Origin of the sequence: Natronocella acetinitrilica (assembly GCF_024170285.1) — a bacterium.
Lineage (GTDB): Bacteria > Pseudomonadota > Gammaproteobacteria > Nitrococcales > Aquisalimonadaceae > Natronocella > Natronocella acetinitrilica.
The window spans coordinates 168,297-186,356 of the sequence record NZ_JALJXV010000003.1; the positions used below are offsets into that span (position 1 = coordinate 168,297).

Sequence of the window (18,060 nt, forward strand, 5' to 3'; positions counted from 1 at the left end):
AAGCTCAGCCGATCTTCCGCAAGGCGAGCGGCGCCTGGCGCCGGAAGGCCGACTGCTGGAGGCGGATCTCGTCGCGCAGGAGTTCAAGCGGCGCACTCTTCGAGCGGATCGTCGAGGCCGCCTTGTCGGTGTCCAGCAGTGCTGCGTAACGAAGCCGTGGCCGTGCTGGCGGGGAAATGTCGGCCTCCGCCGCCTGCTCCGCCTGGGCGCCCTCGCCGGGGGTCGTGATCCGCTGGTGGAGCACCATCCGGATGCTGCTTGCCATCAGGTTTCGCGCCTCACCAACGCCAAGCTCCTTGCCGGCAAGCACAAGCATGCGCTGCACGGCCTGGACGAGATCACCGGCATGGAGGGTCAGGATTACCAGGCGGCCGTCGACCGAGGCGCGAAGCGCGAGCGCCGCGGTGCGCGGATCACGCACCTCGCCGATCAGCATGATCGAGTCGCTTTTCGCGGGATAGCCGCGCATCGTGTCGCGCACGGCAAGCGCGAAGTCCTCCTGCTGGCGGACATTGCGCTGGAGACAAAGACCATCTCCATGCCGCCCCTGGAGCGGCATCTCAACGGGGTCCTCGATCGTGAGGCAGATGCCACCGAAGGCCTCCAGGCGGCCAACCAGCAGGGCCGCACAGGAGGTCGACTTGCCGTTGCCGGGCAGCCCCGAGACGACGACGAGCCCGCCCTGGCGCAGCCGCTCGGAGAGCATTTCATCACGCATGCGACTCGAGAAGCCGCACTCGCGCAGCGTCCAGATGCGCTCCGGCATCCGCCGGAAGATGAGGAAGTCACCGGCCATCGTTGGCATGCGGCAGCCGCGAAGCTTCACGCCACCCACCTCAAGCGCGAAGTCGGTGAACTCGGCAAGCCCCTGGCGCTCTATGGCCGTGCCGATCGCCTCGACAAAGCCATGCATCGAGGGCGGGATCGGCAACTGCCCCGGGAACAGGTAGCCGTCGAGCGGCCGATCCTCTGGCAGATAAAGGTCGGTAAAGGACGGCAAAACCCCAGGCATCTCGCTGCCGGCGGCATCGGGTGCGACGGTTGGTGCCTCGACGGCGTCTTCCTCGGGGAGCAGGACCATGCAGTTACCTCACCAGCGCGAGCGAAGGGCGGCCGAACTGGCCGCCCGGAGAGCGAGCGGCTTAGCGCACCCGCCAGGTCAGGCTGTTGCTATCACCCGAGCAGCCGGTTGCGATCTGGGCGATTCCGGTCACGCGGTTGTTGCCGCCACCGATGGTCAGCCGCTCGTAGCTGGTATACGTCTGCGCGGCGAGGTTGGTGCAGGCAGCCTCCGGCAGGTTGTTCCAGGTGACCAGGAAGGCGTCGTTCGGAGCGTTCATGCTGTCGACCGCGATCACGACGGCGTTCGTCGACTCGTCCCAGGGGTGGCCCATCTGGCCGTCAGTGCCGGTGCGCATCTGTGCCGGGAAGCCGGAGGCGCGCATGGCCACCGCCTCGGTCAGGCCGTCATAGTTGCCCTGCGGGGCAAACATGGCGCGCACCGCCGAGGTCATGGACTGGAGGTTTCGCACGCCATCACCCAGGCGCTGCGCTTCCTTCACGCTGTTGTACCAGATGAGCCCGCCAATCACGATGGCCATCCCCAGGCCCAGCACGAGCATCAGCTCGATCAGGGTCATGCCGCCCTGGCGGCGCACGTTGCTCATGGTCATTGTTGCTTCTCCCGATGTCCGTGGACAAATAATTTTCAGTTAATTAATTCTATCCGAAAAAATCACTACCTCAAACCTTTTTCTCAGAAGGCGCTCGTCATGCGCGCGATCTCCTGGTTCAGCACGAAGAAGGTGTAGTAGACCCAGCCGACATAGCCGGCAATGCCGAGCAGAACGGCGGTGTTGAGCACCTTGGTGCCAGCGCCGATGATCTCAAGGCTCGTCTTGATCGAGCCGCGACCGAGACGCTCGAACTCCTGCTGGATATCGGCAAGGGCGGCGTAGGTGTTGATCGCGATGCGGACCTCGCGCGGGAAGAATCCCGTATCGAGCGCGGCACCGATGCTCTTGCCGCTATTGATGCGCACCTGGAGCTTGCGCACCTGCCAGCGCACGTAGCGGCCCGACAGGCTGTGGATGGTCGCAAGCCCGTCGGCGACCGGCGTGCCGGTCTTCATCATCGAGGAGAGCGAGATCAAAAAGACGGATGACTGCACGGAGCGGTAGATCGACCAGGGCGGCAGGCGGTCGAGCGCCTCGCGCACTGGGCCAGTCAGGTTGCCAAGCGAGTAGCCAATGAGCGCACCGGCACCGAAGAGCCCGGCGAGTGCGAGATACCAGCTCTGCTGGACGAAGAGTGCCAGGCCGTAGAGCGCCTGGGAGGCCGCCGGCCAGTCGCTCACGGGGATCATGTCGACCATCGCCGGAATACCTTCGACGGAAAAGACATAGATCAACACGAAGGCGACCAGCATCAGCACGCAGGGGTAGGCCAGGTTGCGACGAATCGTCCGGCGCATTTCAAGCACGGCCTCGGTGGCAAGCACCGCATTGTCGAGCCCCTCGGCAATCTCGCCGGCCTCCTCGCCGGAGCGGATCATCGAGACCTCACCGGGTGGCGACCAGGACGAGAGCGTCTGCGAGAAGGACCTCCCATCGCGCATCTCCGCCGCCCAGTCGGCCAGGATGACATGGCGAAGATCGCCGTAGCGGCGGAACTCGGAGGCCATCTTCTCGATGACGTCATTGATCGGCAGCCCGCCCTTCAGAAAAGAGGAGAGCGTGCGATAGAGATCAAGACGCACGTCGACGCCGAAGCTCATCTGTCGGGCATACCAGCGCTTGAGTGTCTTCAGGGTCATGGGGCCACCAAATTAATAAATTGTTTTTTAATAGTGTAAACCAGCGAGGCGCGCTTGGGAACGGCTACGCATCACCGCTGCCAAGACTGATTGCCGCTGCCTTCTTTCGGTCGCTGTCGATCGGACCGATCTTCGCTTCCATGTCCCGCGGGTCACAGAGCCCGGCGCGAAGCTTCTCGAGGCCGTGATCATGCAGCGTCAGCTGGCCGCGGGTGCGATGATAGGCCTCGGCGTCGATGTCACGCCCCTCGCCGATCAGGCGCAGGACATGGAGATCCGGTACCATGACCTCGGCCACCACGCTGCGCCCGGCGATCCCCTGCCGACAGTCCTCGGCGTCGCACCCCTCGGGGTTTCGGAAGCGAACGCCGGCAAGCGCCTCGCCGGGGATTTCGGCGCGCAGGCGGGTGAAGAGGGCGGCAGTTCTCTGATCATCCCCCGCGGCCGCCTCAAAGGCAGGCGCCGGAATCGCGCAGTGCGGACAGAGGACCGGCACGAGGGTCTGATAGACCAGGCCGGAGAGAAAATCAGCACTGCCAAGCACATCGTTGCCAATGCCGTTATGACGAAGACGCCCGACGATGCCAAACGGGCTTGAGGCATGGATGGTGGTAAAGCACTGGTGGCCTGACTGCACGGCACTTCGCAGCAGTGAGCCGCTGATCTCATCGCGCACCTCGCCGATCATCAGGATATCCGGATCGCAGCGCATGGCCGCGCGGATCGCGCGGGCAAACTCCTTCTTCTCGCTGCCCTCGCCACTGCGCCCGCGAATCACCGGCACCTGCGTTGCGCCGCGAATCACGTACTCCGGCGGGTCCTCCACGGTGATCACCTTGATCTCGCCACTGAAACCGCGGATCCGTGACTCGAGCATCGCCACCAGGGATGTGCTCTTGCCAGAGCCCGTGGTACCGGCGAGCACCACGACACCGACAGGCTTTGCCATGGCCGACTCAATCAGCGCGCACTGCTCTGCCGTGTAGCCGAGGTCGGACAGCTCGATCGCGACCTGCGACTGACCCATCGGCAGCAGGCGCATGACGAAATCAAAGCCGGAGGGGTAGGCCGGCATTGTTGCCAGGCGAAGGCGAATACGCTCACCGCCGACCGTGCGGTCGATAATCGAGTCCTGCGGCTCGTTTTCCTTGAAGACCACGTCCTTCTCATCCGAGATGACCTGATAGATCACCGTTGCCATCGAGCGGGCGACATCGACTGGCCACTCAGCGGTGTGACTGCCTGCGGCGAGCTTGCCATTGCGCCGGAAGCGAAGCGTTGCGGTCTCGCGGCGGACCTCGATATGGATATCGCTCGCCTTCAGGCGCAGCGCCTCCTGGATGAGGCGGTCGAACTTCTCCTCGAGCTGCCCGGCCGAGCGCAGTGCCGCCTCATCGCTGTGGCGCCTGCGCGCCGCCTCGTAGATGATGTTCAGCATGTCGCGCGTCGCAATCCGGCGCTCGACCTGGTAGCCCTTCTCCTTGCAGCGCTGCGAGAGCGTCATGGCGATGGGGTCGGCACGGCTTGTCTGGCGGCTCTCCTCGGAGATGACAAGGTCCACGCGCTGCGACTTCCTGTCGCCAAGGAGGATCGCGTAGTCGGCCTTGAGCTTGTCCGGCAGGGCGAAGGGCCCGTCGTCTGCCGAGAGCACGGCCTCATGGCCCGGGATCGCCTCGCGACGGCGAATGACCACGGGCTCCGGAGCCGCGCGCTTTTTCGCCGCGCTGCCGACCCTGGCGCCCTTCGCCGCGCGCTCGCCCGAGGTTGCGCGTGGCGCCTTTGGCCGCACGGCCGCAGCCGTCGACTCCGCACGGGTCGGCGTCGGCACTGCCGTCTTGTTCTTGTTCTTCAGCAGACCAAACATGCCAGCACTCCAGTGATGGGCCGCACATGAGCGTGCGGCCACAGCGCGTCCTACTGCATGCCGCCCATCGGGTAGACCGCGCGGTAGGGGAAGTCATCAGCCGACGCCTCTCCTGGCAGCGGGCCTGGCTCCGGTGGTCGCATGCGCGCAAGCGACTCCTCGGCCTCGAGGCGGCGCTGATAGGCGTCAGCGGCCTCACGTGCCTGATGCTCGGCGCGAGCCTGCTCAAGCGGGCGCAGGGTGGAGAGCACATGGCGATCGCCGGCGCGCAGGGTGGCGCCGCGCGGGCCGATATCTGCAACGCGCACACCCTGGGCGATCTCGTCACCCACCGCAGCGGTGAAAACATCGCCCTCGTAGTAAAAGCGCGCGATCGCCGCACTGCCAATGCCAGAGATCCTGGTCGTTGCGATGCGCTCGGCGATGGCCACCGGTGAGCGCGACTGTTCGGCGCGCGCAAGCTGCACGCGATGCTCGAGATCGGCGATGACCCCCTGGTAGTGGGCGTCGAGCTCGGCGATGTAGCCCTCGAAGTGCTCAACAAGCGCCTTTTCGCGATCGCCGGCACGTGCCGTGGCTGCCTCGCGCTCGATCTTGTCGAACTCCTCCTGCATGGCGCGCAACTGAAGGCGCATCTCCAGGAGCTCGACCTCGCGGGAGAGCTCCGAGCGAAGCTCAAGGCTCTGCCGCTCGCTTTTGGAGGCGCTCTGGATCTGCGAGAGCGCACCGGCGGGCTCGGAGGCCTGTGCCTGGATGCTGAGGGCGCCGGCGAGGGCAAGCGCGAGCGCGACGGTCTTGGTCGTCTTAGTGTTCATAGAGTTCTCCGTAAACGGTCCAGGTGTTGGATGATCCAAGGCGGGCCGAGACCCGGGATAGCAAAGCGGTGTCCGCCGACGCGAGCACCCGCGAGAGCGCATGGCGGTGGAGATCACGCTCGGTCACGACGGTGAAGTCCTTCCTCGCCAGATTGAGCTGTCGGCGGGTGGCGAGATCACCCTGCACACCCTCAATCGGTGCAGGTCGCGCAGAGGACGCTGCTTCTGTCATCGTCCAGTCAAGCGCATAGCCATCGAGTGCGTCCATCAGGCTGACATGGTCGAAGTCAGAGCCCGCGAGATGCTCGAGGACATCGCCAACTGCCCGGAACGCCGGCGCGCCGACAGCGTGGTAGCTGCTCGCGCTGCTGCCGTCGAGGGCAAAGCTGAGCGGCACGTCGACCCCAATGCCCCAGCGAAGCGTTGAGGCGCGGGCATGCCGGGAGTCCTTCTCCCAGAGCACCATGATCTCATCGGGGTAGGCCACGTCATACTCAACCAGCGCCATGCGCCAGCCACCCGCCTCGCGGGGAAGCGCGGCGACAGCGGACTCGACCAGTCCGAGTACGGCGGCCGGATCACGCGTCTGGAAGTCATTGGCAAGCCATTCGATCTCCTGCTCGCGAGCGCGCTCAAGGAGCTCTGCCTGGCTCGGTGCCGACGCCGAGCGCCGCGCCGCCTCCCCCACGCCAACCACTGAATCGTCGGGCAGGGAGAGCTCGAGATGGTTGAAGCTCTCGGTCTCCGCGGCGAGCGAGGCCTGCCACTGGCTGTAGCCGAAGTAGCCAAGGCCGAGGACAACAACGAGTGCGGCTGCGGCCACGACCGGCACCGAGATGCCGGTCAGCTTGGCAACCCGGTGGCGGCGCTTCGGTGCCGCGCCGAGATCCTCCAGCATCCGCTCAACGCCAGCGCTGTGGGTGGCCTGCAGGCCGAACTGTGCGGCACGCTCGGCCTGTGCACAGACCACGGCGGTGTCGAGCTGCTCGCCGAGCTCTCCGAAAAGATCAGAGACGCGCTCATCGACGTCACCGCCATCAACAACCAGGTCGCAACCCGGTAGCACCTCGCCGCCGAGCACCGCACAGAGCCAGTAGCGGCCGTCATCCAGCGGCTCGATGACGACCACGTCATCGAGCACATCGGCGATCAAGGCGGCGGCGGAATGGCTGCCCGCATCATCGGATGTCGAGGACAGGCCAAGCTGGTAGTGGATGTCCTTGACGCCATCAGCGCTACTGCGCTCGACCTTGCGGAGCAGGCCGACACCGACGGGCACGCCCACCTCATCGACCTGCGCGAGCGCCTCCTTCAGTGGGCGCTCGCCGGCGAGATGATACCAGGCAAGGCCCAGTGCGTAGGTGCGGCTTGCGAATGTGACTTGCGCAGTATTCCACATGACAGATCCTTGATTAGTCGGAGATCACGTAAGGGGTGATCACGATCATGGTCATGATCCGACGCTCACCACCGCTGCGACTGCCACCAAAGGGCCAGATCGTGCGCGCGCCAAACGAGCGGGTGTTCGAGGTGTTCTCGGTCCGCTCGAAGCCTGAGATCATGAGCGGCTGACCGGAGTCGAGCACCACGCGCTGGAGGAAGTTCTTGTTGGACTCCTCGGGCAGCTGGATCTGCGTGTCGCCGGCCTGGAACGTCGCCAGGTTGTTCAGCTGGCGCATGTCCATGGCCATCTGCATCATGATCTTGCCGGTCGAAAGCCGCCGCGGCAGAACATTCATGGTGATACCGGAGCTCGTGACGCCGGTCTCAAGGGTGTAGCTGCGCGTGCCGCCTTCATCCACCGAGGAGGACACCGAGGCGAGGTACGCCTGGCTGTCGACGACCTGCACGGGGACGGCCTCTCCATTGGTGGTATAGGAGGTGGAGGTGGTCACCAGCGATACGTCGGCATACTCACGAAGCATCGAGATAAACGCCTGGGAGCCCTCCCAGCCGGAACCGGCTCGGGTGAGTTCAAGCCCAAGCAGCGCCTCGGCGGGTGAGGTGAATGAGGAGGCGATGTTGCCGCTCACGCGCGAGGAACCCCGGTAGAGGGCATCCCAGTCAAGTCCCGCTGAGCCCTGATCATTCAGGACGATGTCGTAGATTTCGGTGCGAACGGCAATCCGCTGCGTCGCCTCGGCATTGGTCTGCTTGATGTAGCGCTCGACCTTTGCCTGCACCATCGGCGTATCGTTGACCGTCAGCATCCCGGTCTTCTCCGACAGGCTGAAGGAGCCGGTCTCGGAGAGCAGTGACTCGATGGCCTCGCGAATGCTCTCGTACTGGTTCGGCGGATTGATGGTAACAACAGACGCCTGGTTCCCAAGCTGGGAGGTCCCGCCACTTGCGCCCGGGCCGACGGCGGCCTGCACCTGGGACGTGAACGACGAGGTTCCAGGCAGGATATCGACGGTGTAGACACGATGATCGTGGCGGAAGATCGTGACGTGGTCATGATTCCAGCGCCAGTAGAGGTTGGCCCGCGAGGTGATGCGATCGAGCAGCCCGGCCAGGTTGCCGCGGTGATCGATGGTCATCTTGACCTCGGAGCCGGCAAGGCCGCGCTCGCCCGGCAAGCGCGGGATCTCGGAGACAGGCGGTGCGAGGAAGTTGTCGCCCATGCTCCGCTCCAGATCATTCATCGCGCTGCCGATGCCGTCGGTGCCGGCCGGATTGACGGCCTCGATCTGCTCGGGCGTCATGCCGCGCAGCGTGGCAATGGCATCCTCGGAGAGCTCGATGCGGATGCCCTTGGCATCGCCGATCTCGCCGATGATCTCCTGGAAGGAGACCGGCTCCACCTGACGGAAGGGGGCGGCCTCAGAGAAGAACCCCGGCAGGCGATCGCGCTCCTCGATCTTGAAGGGGGTCGCCGAGAAAAAGACGCTGTCGGAGACCTCGACGGAGCTGCGTCGCAGTTCGCGACCTTGCGCCATGTCACGGGAGACCTCGGCGGAGCGCGACGCAATCTCGCGATCGGCGCGGTCCATGCCGGTTGTGCTGCAGCCACTTGCGGCAATCGCGGCGAGCGCAAGCGCGCTGGTTACGGCCTTGCATCGGATAGTCATTAGCGGGTCACCTCTTGCTTGTAGCCGCCGCTAAGCAGCTGGATAACGCGGTTGCCGGTGTGCGCCTGGGCGCGGATCGGCCGCTCGGCGCGCTCGAAGGCGTCAAGCGCCTCGCCGATCACTTGCAGGAACGGCCCGGTGAAGGTCGCGCCCTGAGGGATCGCGTAGTCGTAGTCGATCGCACTGCTGTCGAGATACCAGCCGGCGTCAGACGCCCAGTCGGCGAGGTTCTCGATGAGCGACTTGCCGGGGCGCATGCGCCAGACCTGGGGGGTCGGCTTCGCGAGGTGCGGCGCCAGCGAGGCGCTTGAGGAGACACCAACGGCACGGGCATCCTCGTTGACGACAATGGCAAGACTGTTCTGGCGCGCAATCACAGCAAGCACGCTCTGCCAGTCATCACCGCCATCCCAGCTCACACTGCGATTCTCAAGCCCCTCGTCGATGTTGGCCTTCCAGCCATCGGCCATCGGCACCAGGCTCTCGATGGCGACGAAAAGCGGCACATTGCGCCCGAAACGCTTCACGTCCTCGCGCGGCTGCGCGCCCATCACGAACTCGCCATGGACACTCGACTCACCGCGCACGGAGCGCTCATCGCTACCCGCGCGATCGGCGTCAGCAGGGTGATAGGTCACGGTGCCCCGGACCGCGGGGGAGATGTACAGGGAGGCCGTTGCCGCGAGCGGCGCAAGGAATACGCCGGCGATTACCGCCCCCAGGATGATTGCTGTTTTTCGAGGTGCCATTGCCCTGCTCCTGTATTGTTATTCGGATTATATATTACTGACCGGGCATGTTTCAAATATAAAAAGCATAAATTAAAGGCGTCGCGGTGGGCGGATATAGCGCCGCCTGCCAACAAGGAACGTCCGCAGCCAGCGGAGGGTCATCGGAATCGCCATGCCGCGGCGATCAAGAATGAAGAGCAGCGTCCCGACGGCGAGGAGTGCCAGTAGTGTGACAAGCCGCGGGTAGAGCAGGAGCGCCATCAGCGGCAGCACCAGGATCGCATCCCAGATAAAGATCTTCGGCCTGCGCACGTAGTCACGACGCGCCATGATCGCCTCCGGCATCGTAGTTGAGGAGCTGGCGGTCGAGCGTCTCCTGGCTGATCACGCCGGCTGCGAACTTCTCCCTCGCGTCCTCCGCCATCGGGCGGCCGAACTCGCGGAGAATGGCGAACGACTCCCGCGTCAGGTTGCTTGCAGCGGCGAGCCTGTCCTTGATCGCCTGATCGAGCACCAGGTACTCGCGGATGGCGGTTCGCTTGCCGTCAACGGTCGGGATGAGGCGCTGGGTGATCACCATCTTCAGCGCCTGGAGAATGTCGAGCCGGGCCTGGAGCTGGAGTGACTCGGGGTAGACCCCGACCAGGCGCTGGAAGGTTTCCGGCACACTGTTGGTGTGGACGGTCGAGTACACGACATGCCCCGTGACACTTGCCTCGAGCGCCGAGCTGACCGTCTCGTAGTCCCGCGCCTCGCCGATCAGGATCGTGGTCGGGGCCATGCGCATCGCGTTCTTGACGCCCTCATGGAAGTCATTGATGTGCTTGTCCACCTCCATCTGCGTGATGAAGGAGGAGGCCTTCTCGACGTCGTCGTAGACGAACTCGATCGGTGCTTCGATGGTGACCACGTTGCGGTTGCCATCGACCGCCTCGAGCTGGTCACGGATGAGACTCCCAAGCAGGGTCGACTTGCCGTTGCCGGTGGCACCAGTCACGAGGATGAGCCCCTGGTCGGCGCCGCGGGCGACGCGCAGGATGTCGGCCTCGATCCCGAGCGCTGCCGCGGTCGGGGGCACGGTCGGGATGGTGCGAAGGGTCATCGTCACGGACTGGCGGCCACGGCGAAGGCAGCCGACCGCATTCACGCGAAAACGATAGCGCGTGCGCTCGGCGCCGTCCTTCACCACGAACTCGTGGCTCGTGTTGATCGGATCCTTGCCGCCAAGGCGCGAGGGTGCGTTGGCGCCATAAATATCGTTATGCATCAGCACCTGGAAGATCTCCTGGTCGCTGAGCTCCCGGCGGGTGATGCGCACCATGCGTGAATTAAGCTGGATCCAGGCCTGCGAGCCGCCCATCAGGAACAGGTCGCTCCCGCCAAGCTCCACCATGTGGCGGAGCATGGCGTTGAGATCCTCGATGCCAATGCTCGGGGGGATATTGATGGCATGGGCGAAGGGATTGCTCTCCATCAGTCCTCCGCGTATCCCGGCAACGCGCGCAGGCGGTCGAGCTCCACCGGGTAGCGATAGCCGCCCCGGGTATCAAGCTCAAGCGTCTTCCAGTCGTCCATGTTGGCGTTGAGCGAGGAGGGGCGCGAGATCTGGTAGACGCGCTCGTTGATGCGCATCTCCGCACCACCGCCGGTCACCCACTCCTGGCTGCTGGCAACGAAGGGCGACTCGATCTTGCCCTCGGTCAAAAGGCGCATGTAGCGCAGCATGCCGGTGTAGTCACCGCCGAGCTGCTCAAGGCGCCGGCCCATTTCCTGGGAGGCCTGGCGGGCGCCGGCCACCCAGCCGCGCTCAACCCCCTCGACCCAGGCTGTCATCTCCTCCGGCGTATTCGGCAGGAGCGGCTTTGGCGGTGTTGTCACGCGCACGGGCTGGTCGAAGAGCAGGTAATCACGCCAGTTCGGCGGTGCGAGCACCAGGCGCTCGCGCTTCTCGATCAGGTAGGTCGTGTCGGAGACGCGCAGACGCTGGTGGCCCTCGGTTGCGATCATCGAGTTTCTGAGTTCGCGGATCACGGGCGGCAGCAGGTAGAGTTCCTCCTCGCCGTGGGTTGCAAGGCGCATGACCGTCGAGAAGTCCCAGGTCTGGTCCATGTAATCGGCGTTGGCGCGCAGCTGGCGCTTGAGGCGCTCCATCTGGTCCACGTAGCCGTGCTGGGCACCGGTGGCGAGTGCGGCATCGCGCAGGGCGCGACGGCGAAGATCAAACTCCTCCTCGCCCCCGGCGCTACCAAAGACACTGGCATTGAAGTTCAGCGAGCGCAGGTCGCTGATCGAGCGGGCCTCGGACCCCGCCATCGCGGCGCCAGAGAAAAGCCCGGCCAGAAGGAGTGCTGCAATCGTCTTTTTCATGTGAGCCGCCTCGATGCCTGGTTAGCGGTAGATGACGCGCATCAGCTTGGAGGCCTCAAAGACCTCAACGTGAATCGCGTCGCCTGTCTGCATGCCAAGCTCATGGAGCGCCTCGATCAGCGGACGGGCAGTGACCTCGATGCTGACAACCGGCTCGTGTGCCGGGCGCACGCCGTAGGTCTCGAACTCGTAGCCGGCGATCTTTGCAAGCGCCTCTGCGGCACGGGTGGCCGGACCGATATGGCGGAAAGAGACAACGTCCTTGAAGCCCTCAGGCACATACGTGCTCTGGAAGGACTTCTGGGCGTGCTGCTCAGGCGTCATGGAGTCAGCGGACAGACTCTGCTGGGCCTTGGCAAGCAGCCGCAGCTCATCTCGCGCCTCAACGCTGATCATGCGCAGCTGCTCCCACGCCTCGTTCTCTGCGCGGCGCTGCTCCTCAAGCAGCCCATCGGGCTCCACGGGCTGTGTCGTTGCACAGCCCGTGGCAAGCAGCGATGCGATCGCCAGTACCAGCAGTTTTGAATGGGCTTTCATGTTCGCTCCATTTATTAGTTTTAGGTATATTAAATCGAATCGTCGCCAAATACAACGCTCATCGCACCAGCGTCTTGTGCCGGACCACCAGTTCGTTGACGATGGTTTCGTAAATGTTGCTGTCGTCAGCGGCGAGGCCTGCGTCCATCAGTCGCGACTGCACGTAGCCCTTGGCGCTGCCACTCGGGTGCTCGGTCGCCAGGATGCGAAGGGCGTTGTTCAGCCCAAGCTGCGCTGAAAGGCGCCGGCGAAGGGCGACGTCCTCGTGGGTCGTGGAGTAGGCCCAGCGCTCAGTCGACCCGAGGGTCAGGCGAAGCACCTGCTCGACCTTGCCACTGCCGCCCTTGACGGAGCCAATATACAGAAAGGCCGAACCCTCCTCGGGGTCCGGGCCGTTCACGTAGGTGCGCAGGCCGCGCATCGCATCGGGTTCGGGGCTAAAGCGCCTGCGGATCTCGCTGATGCTGTCCTCGGTAATGCCCTTGGAGAAGACATAGACATTGCTCGCGAACTCCACCATGGCCGGGCTGAAGTCCTGGAGGCGCTGGGAGAGGAGCGCGACCTGGACATTGAACTTGCGCCCCTCGCGGATATCCACCAGAGCCTGGTTTCGAACCGGCTCACAGGACTCGGTGCGGTGAAACTCATCCATGCAGAGCTTGCGCTCGACCTGGGAGTTCGCCTCGATGATCGCCTTGTGGTAGCGCTTGTAGCGCGGGCTCTCGATCTCCCGAAGGGAGTCCTCGCTGCGGTAGAAATCGCGGCAGAGGATATTGCGCGCCAGCATGTAGACCACGCCGGTCATCTTGTCCGCGGCCGCACTGCCCGACATGGCGACCTCGGAGAGGTCCATGGAGACAATCCGCGCGCTGCCGGTATCGAACATGCTCGGCCCGCTCAGGATCTTGTAGTTCTCGATGGCAACGCTGATCCCCGTGTTGATGAAGGAGATCATGTTCTCGCCACCCTCGAAGGTCGCCTTGCCGAAAAGATCGCGAATGGTCTGATCCTGGGTGAGGACCGTGGTCGCATCCTGGAGGTTCGGCACGGCATGGCGCTGGGCAAGACCTGCCTCGTGGGTGAGCCCGGCCTGGAAGAGCGCGTCAACAATCTCCCACCAGGTCACCTCATCGTTGCGGGCAGCCGTGATGTTGTGGTCCGCGATGGCCTGATCCACTGCATCGTCAACATACCGGGTGTAGCGCTTCGGCTGGTTGTTGTCACTGAAATACTCGTACATCGCATCAACCAGTCGCGAGCAGATGTCCGCGAGACGGGGCAGCGCACCCTTGTGACCGGCCGGGGTCAGCACAAGCTCGAGGAAGTTCACCAGGAAGTCCCGGTCGACGGCAAGCGGCCTGCGACAGCCAAGCGGCGTGTCGAAGGGGTTGATCGCCATGTCGGGGGTCATCCGGAGCTTGAAGCTCTTCGCCAGGTGGCGCTTCTCCCGCGGCAGCGATTCGCGCACCAGGTCCACAAAGGCGGCCGAGGAGAAGCCGATATCGATGATCGCGATCATCGGCAGCTCCGTCTGCGCACCGGCGGTGAGAAGCGCCATGTTGGAGGCTGAGAGAAAGAAGCTCTTGCCAAAGCCAGGCGGCGCGAACACCAGGTCAACCCAGGAGGTCTGCCGGGAGCTGCCTGGCAGATAGGGCCAGAGCTTGTTGTCGACGGTGCGAAAGAGCAGCGAGCCGCTCTCCCACGGCGAGGCCGGGCGGCTAAACGGGGCCATGCGGAAGACCCGATGGAGCTCATCGGGGAAGGGCGTTGCCACCAGCGTCTTTTTCACGGCCGGCAGGGTATCGCACCAGGCATCGATGGCGTCACCCACCTCCTCCACCACGTCCGCCTGCCCCCAGCTCTGGATGGCCTGGGTCAGCAGGTTCTTCCGCCGCGTGGCCTCATCGGCGCTCGGCCCCCAGGTGTCGAAGGCCATGTAGGCCGTCACCAGGATCCCGTCGGTGGCAAGCGACATGAGCTCGTCTGCGGCGTCACGGATCGCCCGGTTATCCGAGCTCGTGAAGGCGAGCAGCGAGGCCAGCGTGTGCTTGTTGCCGATGCGGCTTCGGATCTTGTCATGGCCAGTGTCAATCGTGAGCGAAAAGCGCCAGGGGATATCACTGTCGATATTCTCGAAAAGGCCGCTGAAAGCGCCCGGGTCGGCCGGTGGCATGTCGACCAGCAGCGGCGCATGGTATTCCTTGCCGATGCGCACCAGCGTGCGATCCTCGTCGGCGACCTCGGGGCTTCGGTTGAAGAGCTGGAAGCCGATGTCCGGGTACATGACGCTGCTCGCATCACCGGTGTAGCCGGATTCCTTCAGCAGGCGGCTGGGGATCCGTGTTCCCGGCAGCGCCGGCACCCACTTGTCGCTCACACTCGGCCCATGGATCTGCGCCTTGATTGCGCGCAGGGCGCAGGCCGCCTTCATGACGTCGGTCTGGCAGGTGGCTGAGAGCTTTTTGTAGATGCTCTTGGTGAAGCTCGCGTGCCGCTGGCGCAGCTCATCGATGACAACAAAGGGCGACTGCCCGAACTCTCCGGGCTTGAGGCCGCTTCGGACCTCACGCGCCTTCTCGTTGCGCTTCTTCAGGGCTTGCTTGGCAACCGCCGGGGTGGCCAGCACGGCCGGCGTGGTGGTGATGACCAGGTAGCAGCACTCGGCGGCGGTCTTCGAGGACAGCACCTGCTCGCGTTCATCGATCAGGCCCATCAGGTCGAGGTGCTTGCTCTTGATCGCACGCCGCGCAGCGTCCGTAGAGCGGCGCACCACCCGGAGTGAATCCTCAGGGTCCCGCGAGAACACGAACTGCAAGCGGTAGCCCGGCTTTTTCATTGCGCCGGCAAGGTGCTCGACCAGCTCGATCAGCTTGTCCTCGAAGCTGTGTCGACCGATGATCTGAAAGGCGCCATGGAGCTCGAGCATCGTGACCAGGCCGCCGTCCCGGGTGACGAGCGTGTAGTCGTCATCCGAGGTCTCAAGCTGGCAGTAGTCATAGAGCCCCATCTTGAGTGACTTTGAGAAGAGCCTGTTCAGTACATACATGTCGGGATCCCCTTAGATATTGATGACCTCGGGGGCGTCACCGGACTGCCCGGCGCCCCCGGAGGCATTGAGCTTCATGATGATGTTGCGCACCGCCGCCTTGCGCTCGGCCTCCGGCAGCAGGATCACCTCATCGAAAGCCATGATGTACTCCGCACTCATCGAGGAGGCGCCCACCAGGCTGTAGAAATTGAGCAGAAAGTCCGCGCGAAGGAGCTCCTGGAGGTCCGTCGGCAGCGCGTCACCGTAGAGGTAGTCCATGGGCCTATTGCCCTCCCGAGGCGAGCTGCGCGATGTCCATTGGCGGAGAGAGCCCCGCATCGAGGGAGATGCGCGCGGCGGCCGCCTCCTCGCCCTTGCGCACATAGACCATGACCCGACCGGTCCCGTAGGAGCCGACCACGAAACTGTTGCGAGCGAACTGCTCCGCGGCCTTGCCGCAGACAACCCGGTCATAGGCGCGCATGTAGGCCCCGACCGCCGTCGGTTGACCCGCCCCCTGGAGCGGGGTTGCCAGACCCACCCAGAGGTTCTCGAGCATCAGCGCACGGGAGTAGGAGTACTCGGCGTTGGCAAGGTCGACCCCCGGGGGCAGCTCCAGGCGGCCAGCGCTGCAACGAAAGCCGCCGGAGACCGAGAGCTTGCAGAACTTCGAGAGATAGAGCACCTCTGGCAGCGCAGCCCAGCCACGCGGCGCATTCGCGCCGGCACCAAAGGTGGCAAACGGGCGATAGAAGGTGTCCGTGTCGAGTACGCGCACGCGCAGGAAGACAGCGGCCTTCTCGCCGAGCTCGCTGAGGGTCTGGCGAACGGCCTTGGTGCCGCGGATCAGCTGCCCGTCCTCGACGCCGAATACGGTTTGACCGGACGCCTGCTTGAGCTCCTTCCAGTCATTGCTGATCGGGTAGGGCTGTGAGAGCAGCCACTTTGCGAGCGCGCCACGCGGATAATTGAATCCCTTGCAGCTCGCGCCGTAAGGTCGCTGAACACCCGCCATGGCCTGGTTCGACTGCGTTGCCTGGGTGAGGGCTGCGCGAATCTCGCTCGCATGGGCCCCGTGCGGCTGCTGGCGCATGGAGGGAAGATGCAGCGCTGTCGAGACCAGCGAACTGTAGCGATAGCCGGGCTGCGCGATATTGACCCCCAGGATCTCGGCTCCGCTCTGTGCGACACGATCGAGGATCGTCGAGAGGTGGCACGCGGCACGCGCGGGGTCACCCTCGAGGCCGAGCTCCGAGCACATGGCCTTGATGGAGGTGCGGAAGTACTGTTCATCAAAGATATGCGGTGTCCGGATGAGATTCAGGCGCTGATAGTCCCTGTAGCCAAGGTTGGTGACCCAGAGCACGTCACTCGAAAGCCGGCCGGTGCCACTGACGCGCTCGGCCTCCCGCCCGGCGACGGACGCCCACCCGCCAGTCGCTGTGCGAGGATCATCGAAAAGACAGACGCCGACCTGGTTCAAGCTCTCTACCCGCCTTGTAATTAATATAGAGAATATATTATGCGCCGAGAAGTGCGCGAACGCCAGCGATGCCGTCCTTGCCGGTCGAGGCCTTCGCCCAACGCTCGGCGTACTGGCGTGCGACATCAACCCACTTGGAGACGGGCAGGCCCTTGAAGGTCTCGGTGCGCCAGTACTCGATCTGCTTCTGGAAGCCGGTGTCGAGGGGCAGCAGGAAGAGCCCGTCCAGGTACTCTCCGCGCCGGGCGTAGGATGCCTGGTCCATGTGCAGCAGGAAGTCGCCAAGCACCGTCGGGTCGCTGGTGCCTGTCAGGCGACGGGCCCCGACCGTGCCCTTCAGCAGCCGTGACATGAGGTTGATCGACAGCAGGCTGACGTCGCGATCCTGGCTAGATCGCCCGATCCACAGGGCGCGCACGATCTGGTTCAAGTCGGCTTGGGTGATGCCGGGCGCCTTTCCGAAGTAGACCAGCACCGCCTTGTCCTGCGCGCCGGCAAAGCCGACGTGATGGCAGAGGTGGCAGAGCGGACAGGCGGTGACGAGATTCTCCTCGGCACGGTTGTCTGCATGATCATCGTTGACGTGGTGGACCTCCTGGTACTTGCCGGCGGCAAAGCCGCAGAACTGGCAGGTGTGGTTGTCCATCCGCAGGCGCTCGGAGCGGGCCTGCTTGAAGGCGGCATCGGCCACCGGTGACATGGCGTCATCGGCGCGGAACTGCCCGCGCTTCACGGAAAGCTCAATCGGTCGCAGTACGGTCGTCATGGCCGCCTCCTTGGCGGAAGTTGTCGGGCTTGGCAAAAAAAGGGCCCGCAAAGCGGGCCCTGCGGCAAGCATCGGGATGCGGGCAATCAGAAGTTCCCGTTGCCGAAGCCCTGCTGGATCTGGTCAGCACCACCGCCGCCGAGCATGCTGTTGGCAGCAACCCCAACCAGCGTGGTGATAAGCAGAAGTGCCGCGCCTACGCAGACTGCGATCAGGCCGTTCTTGGCATGGCCTCGGCCGGACTCCTTGCTGTCCTTCCAGAAGAGCCACAGGCCGACGCCGAAGAGCACAAAGCCAATCAGGAAGAACACGGCCACGGCCAGGTTCTTCAGTGCATCGACCTGGGTACGGACGGTCCCGGTCATCTGGGCGATGTCCTGCTGCGCAAGCGCATCACCCGAAAACAGAAATGCAACGCCGGCCACGGCGGCCAGAGCCAGGTACGACAGGCAGCTGCCCTTGATGGAACGAAGCATGGTGAGGTCTCCCAGTTTGTTATTGTTATGCTCGGGATAAGATACCATTACTATATATAATAAAGCAACAATTAAAAGAGGGGCCGAAGCCCCTCTGGACACCCTAT

Annotated in this window: 17 protein-coding genes; all 17 read right to left on the reverse strand. The window is 64.2% G+C overall.

The annotated features are described in order from the left end of the window. Window positions 1–4: 4 nt before the first annotated feature. Window positions 5–1,081, reverse strand: a complete 1,077-nt coding sequence (locus tag J2T57_RS06730) for an ATPase, T2SS/T4P/T4SS family (RefSeq protein WP_253476132.1) — start codon at window positions 1,079–1,081, stop codon at window positions 5–7. A 61-nt stretch (window positions 1,082–1,142) separates the two neighbouring features. Next, window positions 1,143–1,673 carry a type 4 pilus major pilin gene (locus J2T57_RS06735; protein ID WP_253476134.1) on the reverse strand — a complete coding sequence of 177 codons (531 nt, stop codon included), beginning with the start codon at window positions 1,671–1,673 and terminating at the stop codon, window positions 1,143–1,145. Between the two features lie 83 nt (window positions 1,674–1,756). Further along, entirely contained in the window at window positions 1,757–2,815 is a 1,059-nt protein-coding gene (locus tag J2T57_RS06740; RefSeq protein WP_253476136.1) for a type II secretion system F family protein, read from the reverse strand. A gap of 64 nt (window positions 2,816–2,879) precedes the next feature. Beyond that, window positions 2,880–4,679: a GspE/PulE family protein gene (locus J2T57_RS06745; RefSeq protein WP_253476138.1), complete on the reverse strand. Its 1,800-nt coding sequence runs from the start codon at window positions 4,677–4,679 to the stop codon at window positions 2,880–2,882. 50 nt (window positions 4,680–4,729) lie between these two features. Beyond that, entirely contained in the window at window positions 4,730–5,494 is a 765-nt protein-coding gene (locus tag J2T57_RS06750; protein WP_253476140.1) for a hypothetical protein, read from the reverse strand. Continuing rightward, window positions 5,484–6,893 (reverse strand): type IV pilus inner membrane component PilO, encoded by a 1,410-nt coding sequence (locus J2T57_RS06755; protein WP_253476142.1) that lies wholly within the window; start codon window positions 6,891–6,893, stop codon window positions 5,484–5,486. Before J2T57_RS06755 ends, J2T57_RS06750 begins: the two co-directional genes overlap by 11 nt. A gap of 13 nt (window positions 6,894–6,906) precedes the next feature. Beyond that, window positions 6,907–8,565: a secretin GspD/PilQ domain-containing protein gene (locus J2T57_RS06760; protein ID WP_253476144.1), complete on the reverse strand. Its 1,659-nt coding sequence runs from the start codon at window positions 8,563–8,565 to the stop codon at window positions 6,907–6,909. Further along, window positions 8,565–9,314, reverse strand: coding sequence for a TcpQ domain-containing protein (locus J2T57_RS06765; RefSeq protein WP_253476146.1), 750 nt, complete (start codon window positions 9,312–9,314; stop codon window positions 8,565–8,567). Before J2T57_RS06765 ends, J2T57_RS06760 begins: the two co-directional genes overlap by 1 nt. A 72-nt stretch (window positions 9,315–9,386) precedes the next feature. After that, window positions 9,387–9,626, reverse strand: coding sequence for an IcmT/TraK family protein (gene icmT, locus J2T57_RS06770; RefSeq protein ID WP_253476148.1), 240 nt, complete (start codon window positions 9,624–9,626; stop codon window positions 9,387–9,389). Continuing rightward, window positions 9,613–10,770 (reverse strand): type IV pilus twitching motility protein PilT, encoded by a 1,158-nt coding sequence (locus tag J2T57_RS06775; RefSeq protein WP_253476150.1) that lies wholly within the window; start codon window positions 10,768–10,770, stop codon window positions 9,613–9,615. The genes icmT and J2T57_RS06775 overlap by 14 nt, the downstream gene beginning before the upstream one ends. Then, a complete protein-coding gene (locus J2T57_RS06780) occupies window positions 10,770–11,663 on the reverse strand; it encodes a type IV secretory system conjugative DNA transfer family protein (protein ID WP_253476152.1) in 894 nt (297 codons plus the stop codon). The genes J2T57_RS06775 and J2T57_RS06780 overlap by 1 nt, the downstream gene beginning before the upstream one ends. 21 nt (window positions 11,664–11,684) lie before the next feature. Further along, window positions 11,685–12,200, reverse strand: a complete 516-nt coding sequence (locus J2T57_RS06785; RefSeq protein ID WP_253476154.1) for a DotD/TraH family lipoprotein — start codon at window positions 12,198–12,200, stop codon at window positions 11,685–11,687. A 58-nt stretch (window positions 12,201–12,258) separates the two neighbouring features. Beyond that, the gene (locus J2T57_RS06790) at window positions 12,259–15,246 is read right to left on the reverse strand and encodes a putative type IV secretion/conjugal transfer ATPase (RefSeq protein WP_253476156.1); all 2,988 of its coding nucleotides are present in this window, start codon (window positions 15,244–15,246) and stop codon (window positions 12,259–12,261) included. Between the two features lie 12 nt (window positions 15,247–15,258). Continuing rightward, window positions 15,259–15,507, reverse strand: coding sequence for a hypothetical protein (locus J2T57_RS06795; RefSeq protein ID WP_253476158.1), 249 nt, complete (start codon window positions 15,505–15,507; stop codon window positions 15,259–15,261). Between the two features lie 4 nt (window positions 15,508–15,511). After that, on the reverse strand, window positions 15,512–16,711 hold the full coding sequence (locus tag J2T57_RS06800) for a hypothetical protein (RefSeq protein ID WP_253476160.1): 1,200 nt from the start codon (window positions 16,709–16,711) through the stop codon (window positions 15,512–15,514). A 37-nt stretch (window positions 16,712–16,748) separates the two neighbouring features. Continuing rightward, entirely contained in the window at window positions 16,749–17,477 is a 729-nt protein-coding gene (locus J2T57_RS06805; protein WP_253476162.1) for an HNH endonuclease, read from the reverse strand. Window positions 17,478–17,563: 86 nt separating this feature from the next. Then, on the reverse strand, window positions 17,564–17,953 hold the full coding sequence (locus J2T57_RS06810; RefSeq protein WP_253476164.1) for a DUF6750 family protein: 390 nt from the start codon (window positions 17,951–17,953) through the stop codon (window positions 17,564–17,566). Window positions 17,954–18,060: the final 107 nt, after the last annotated feature.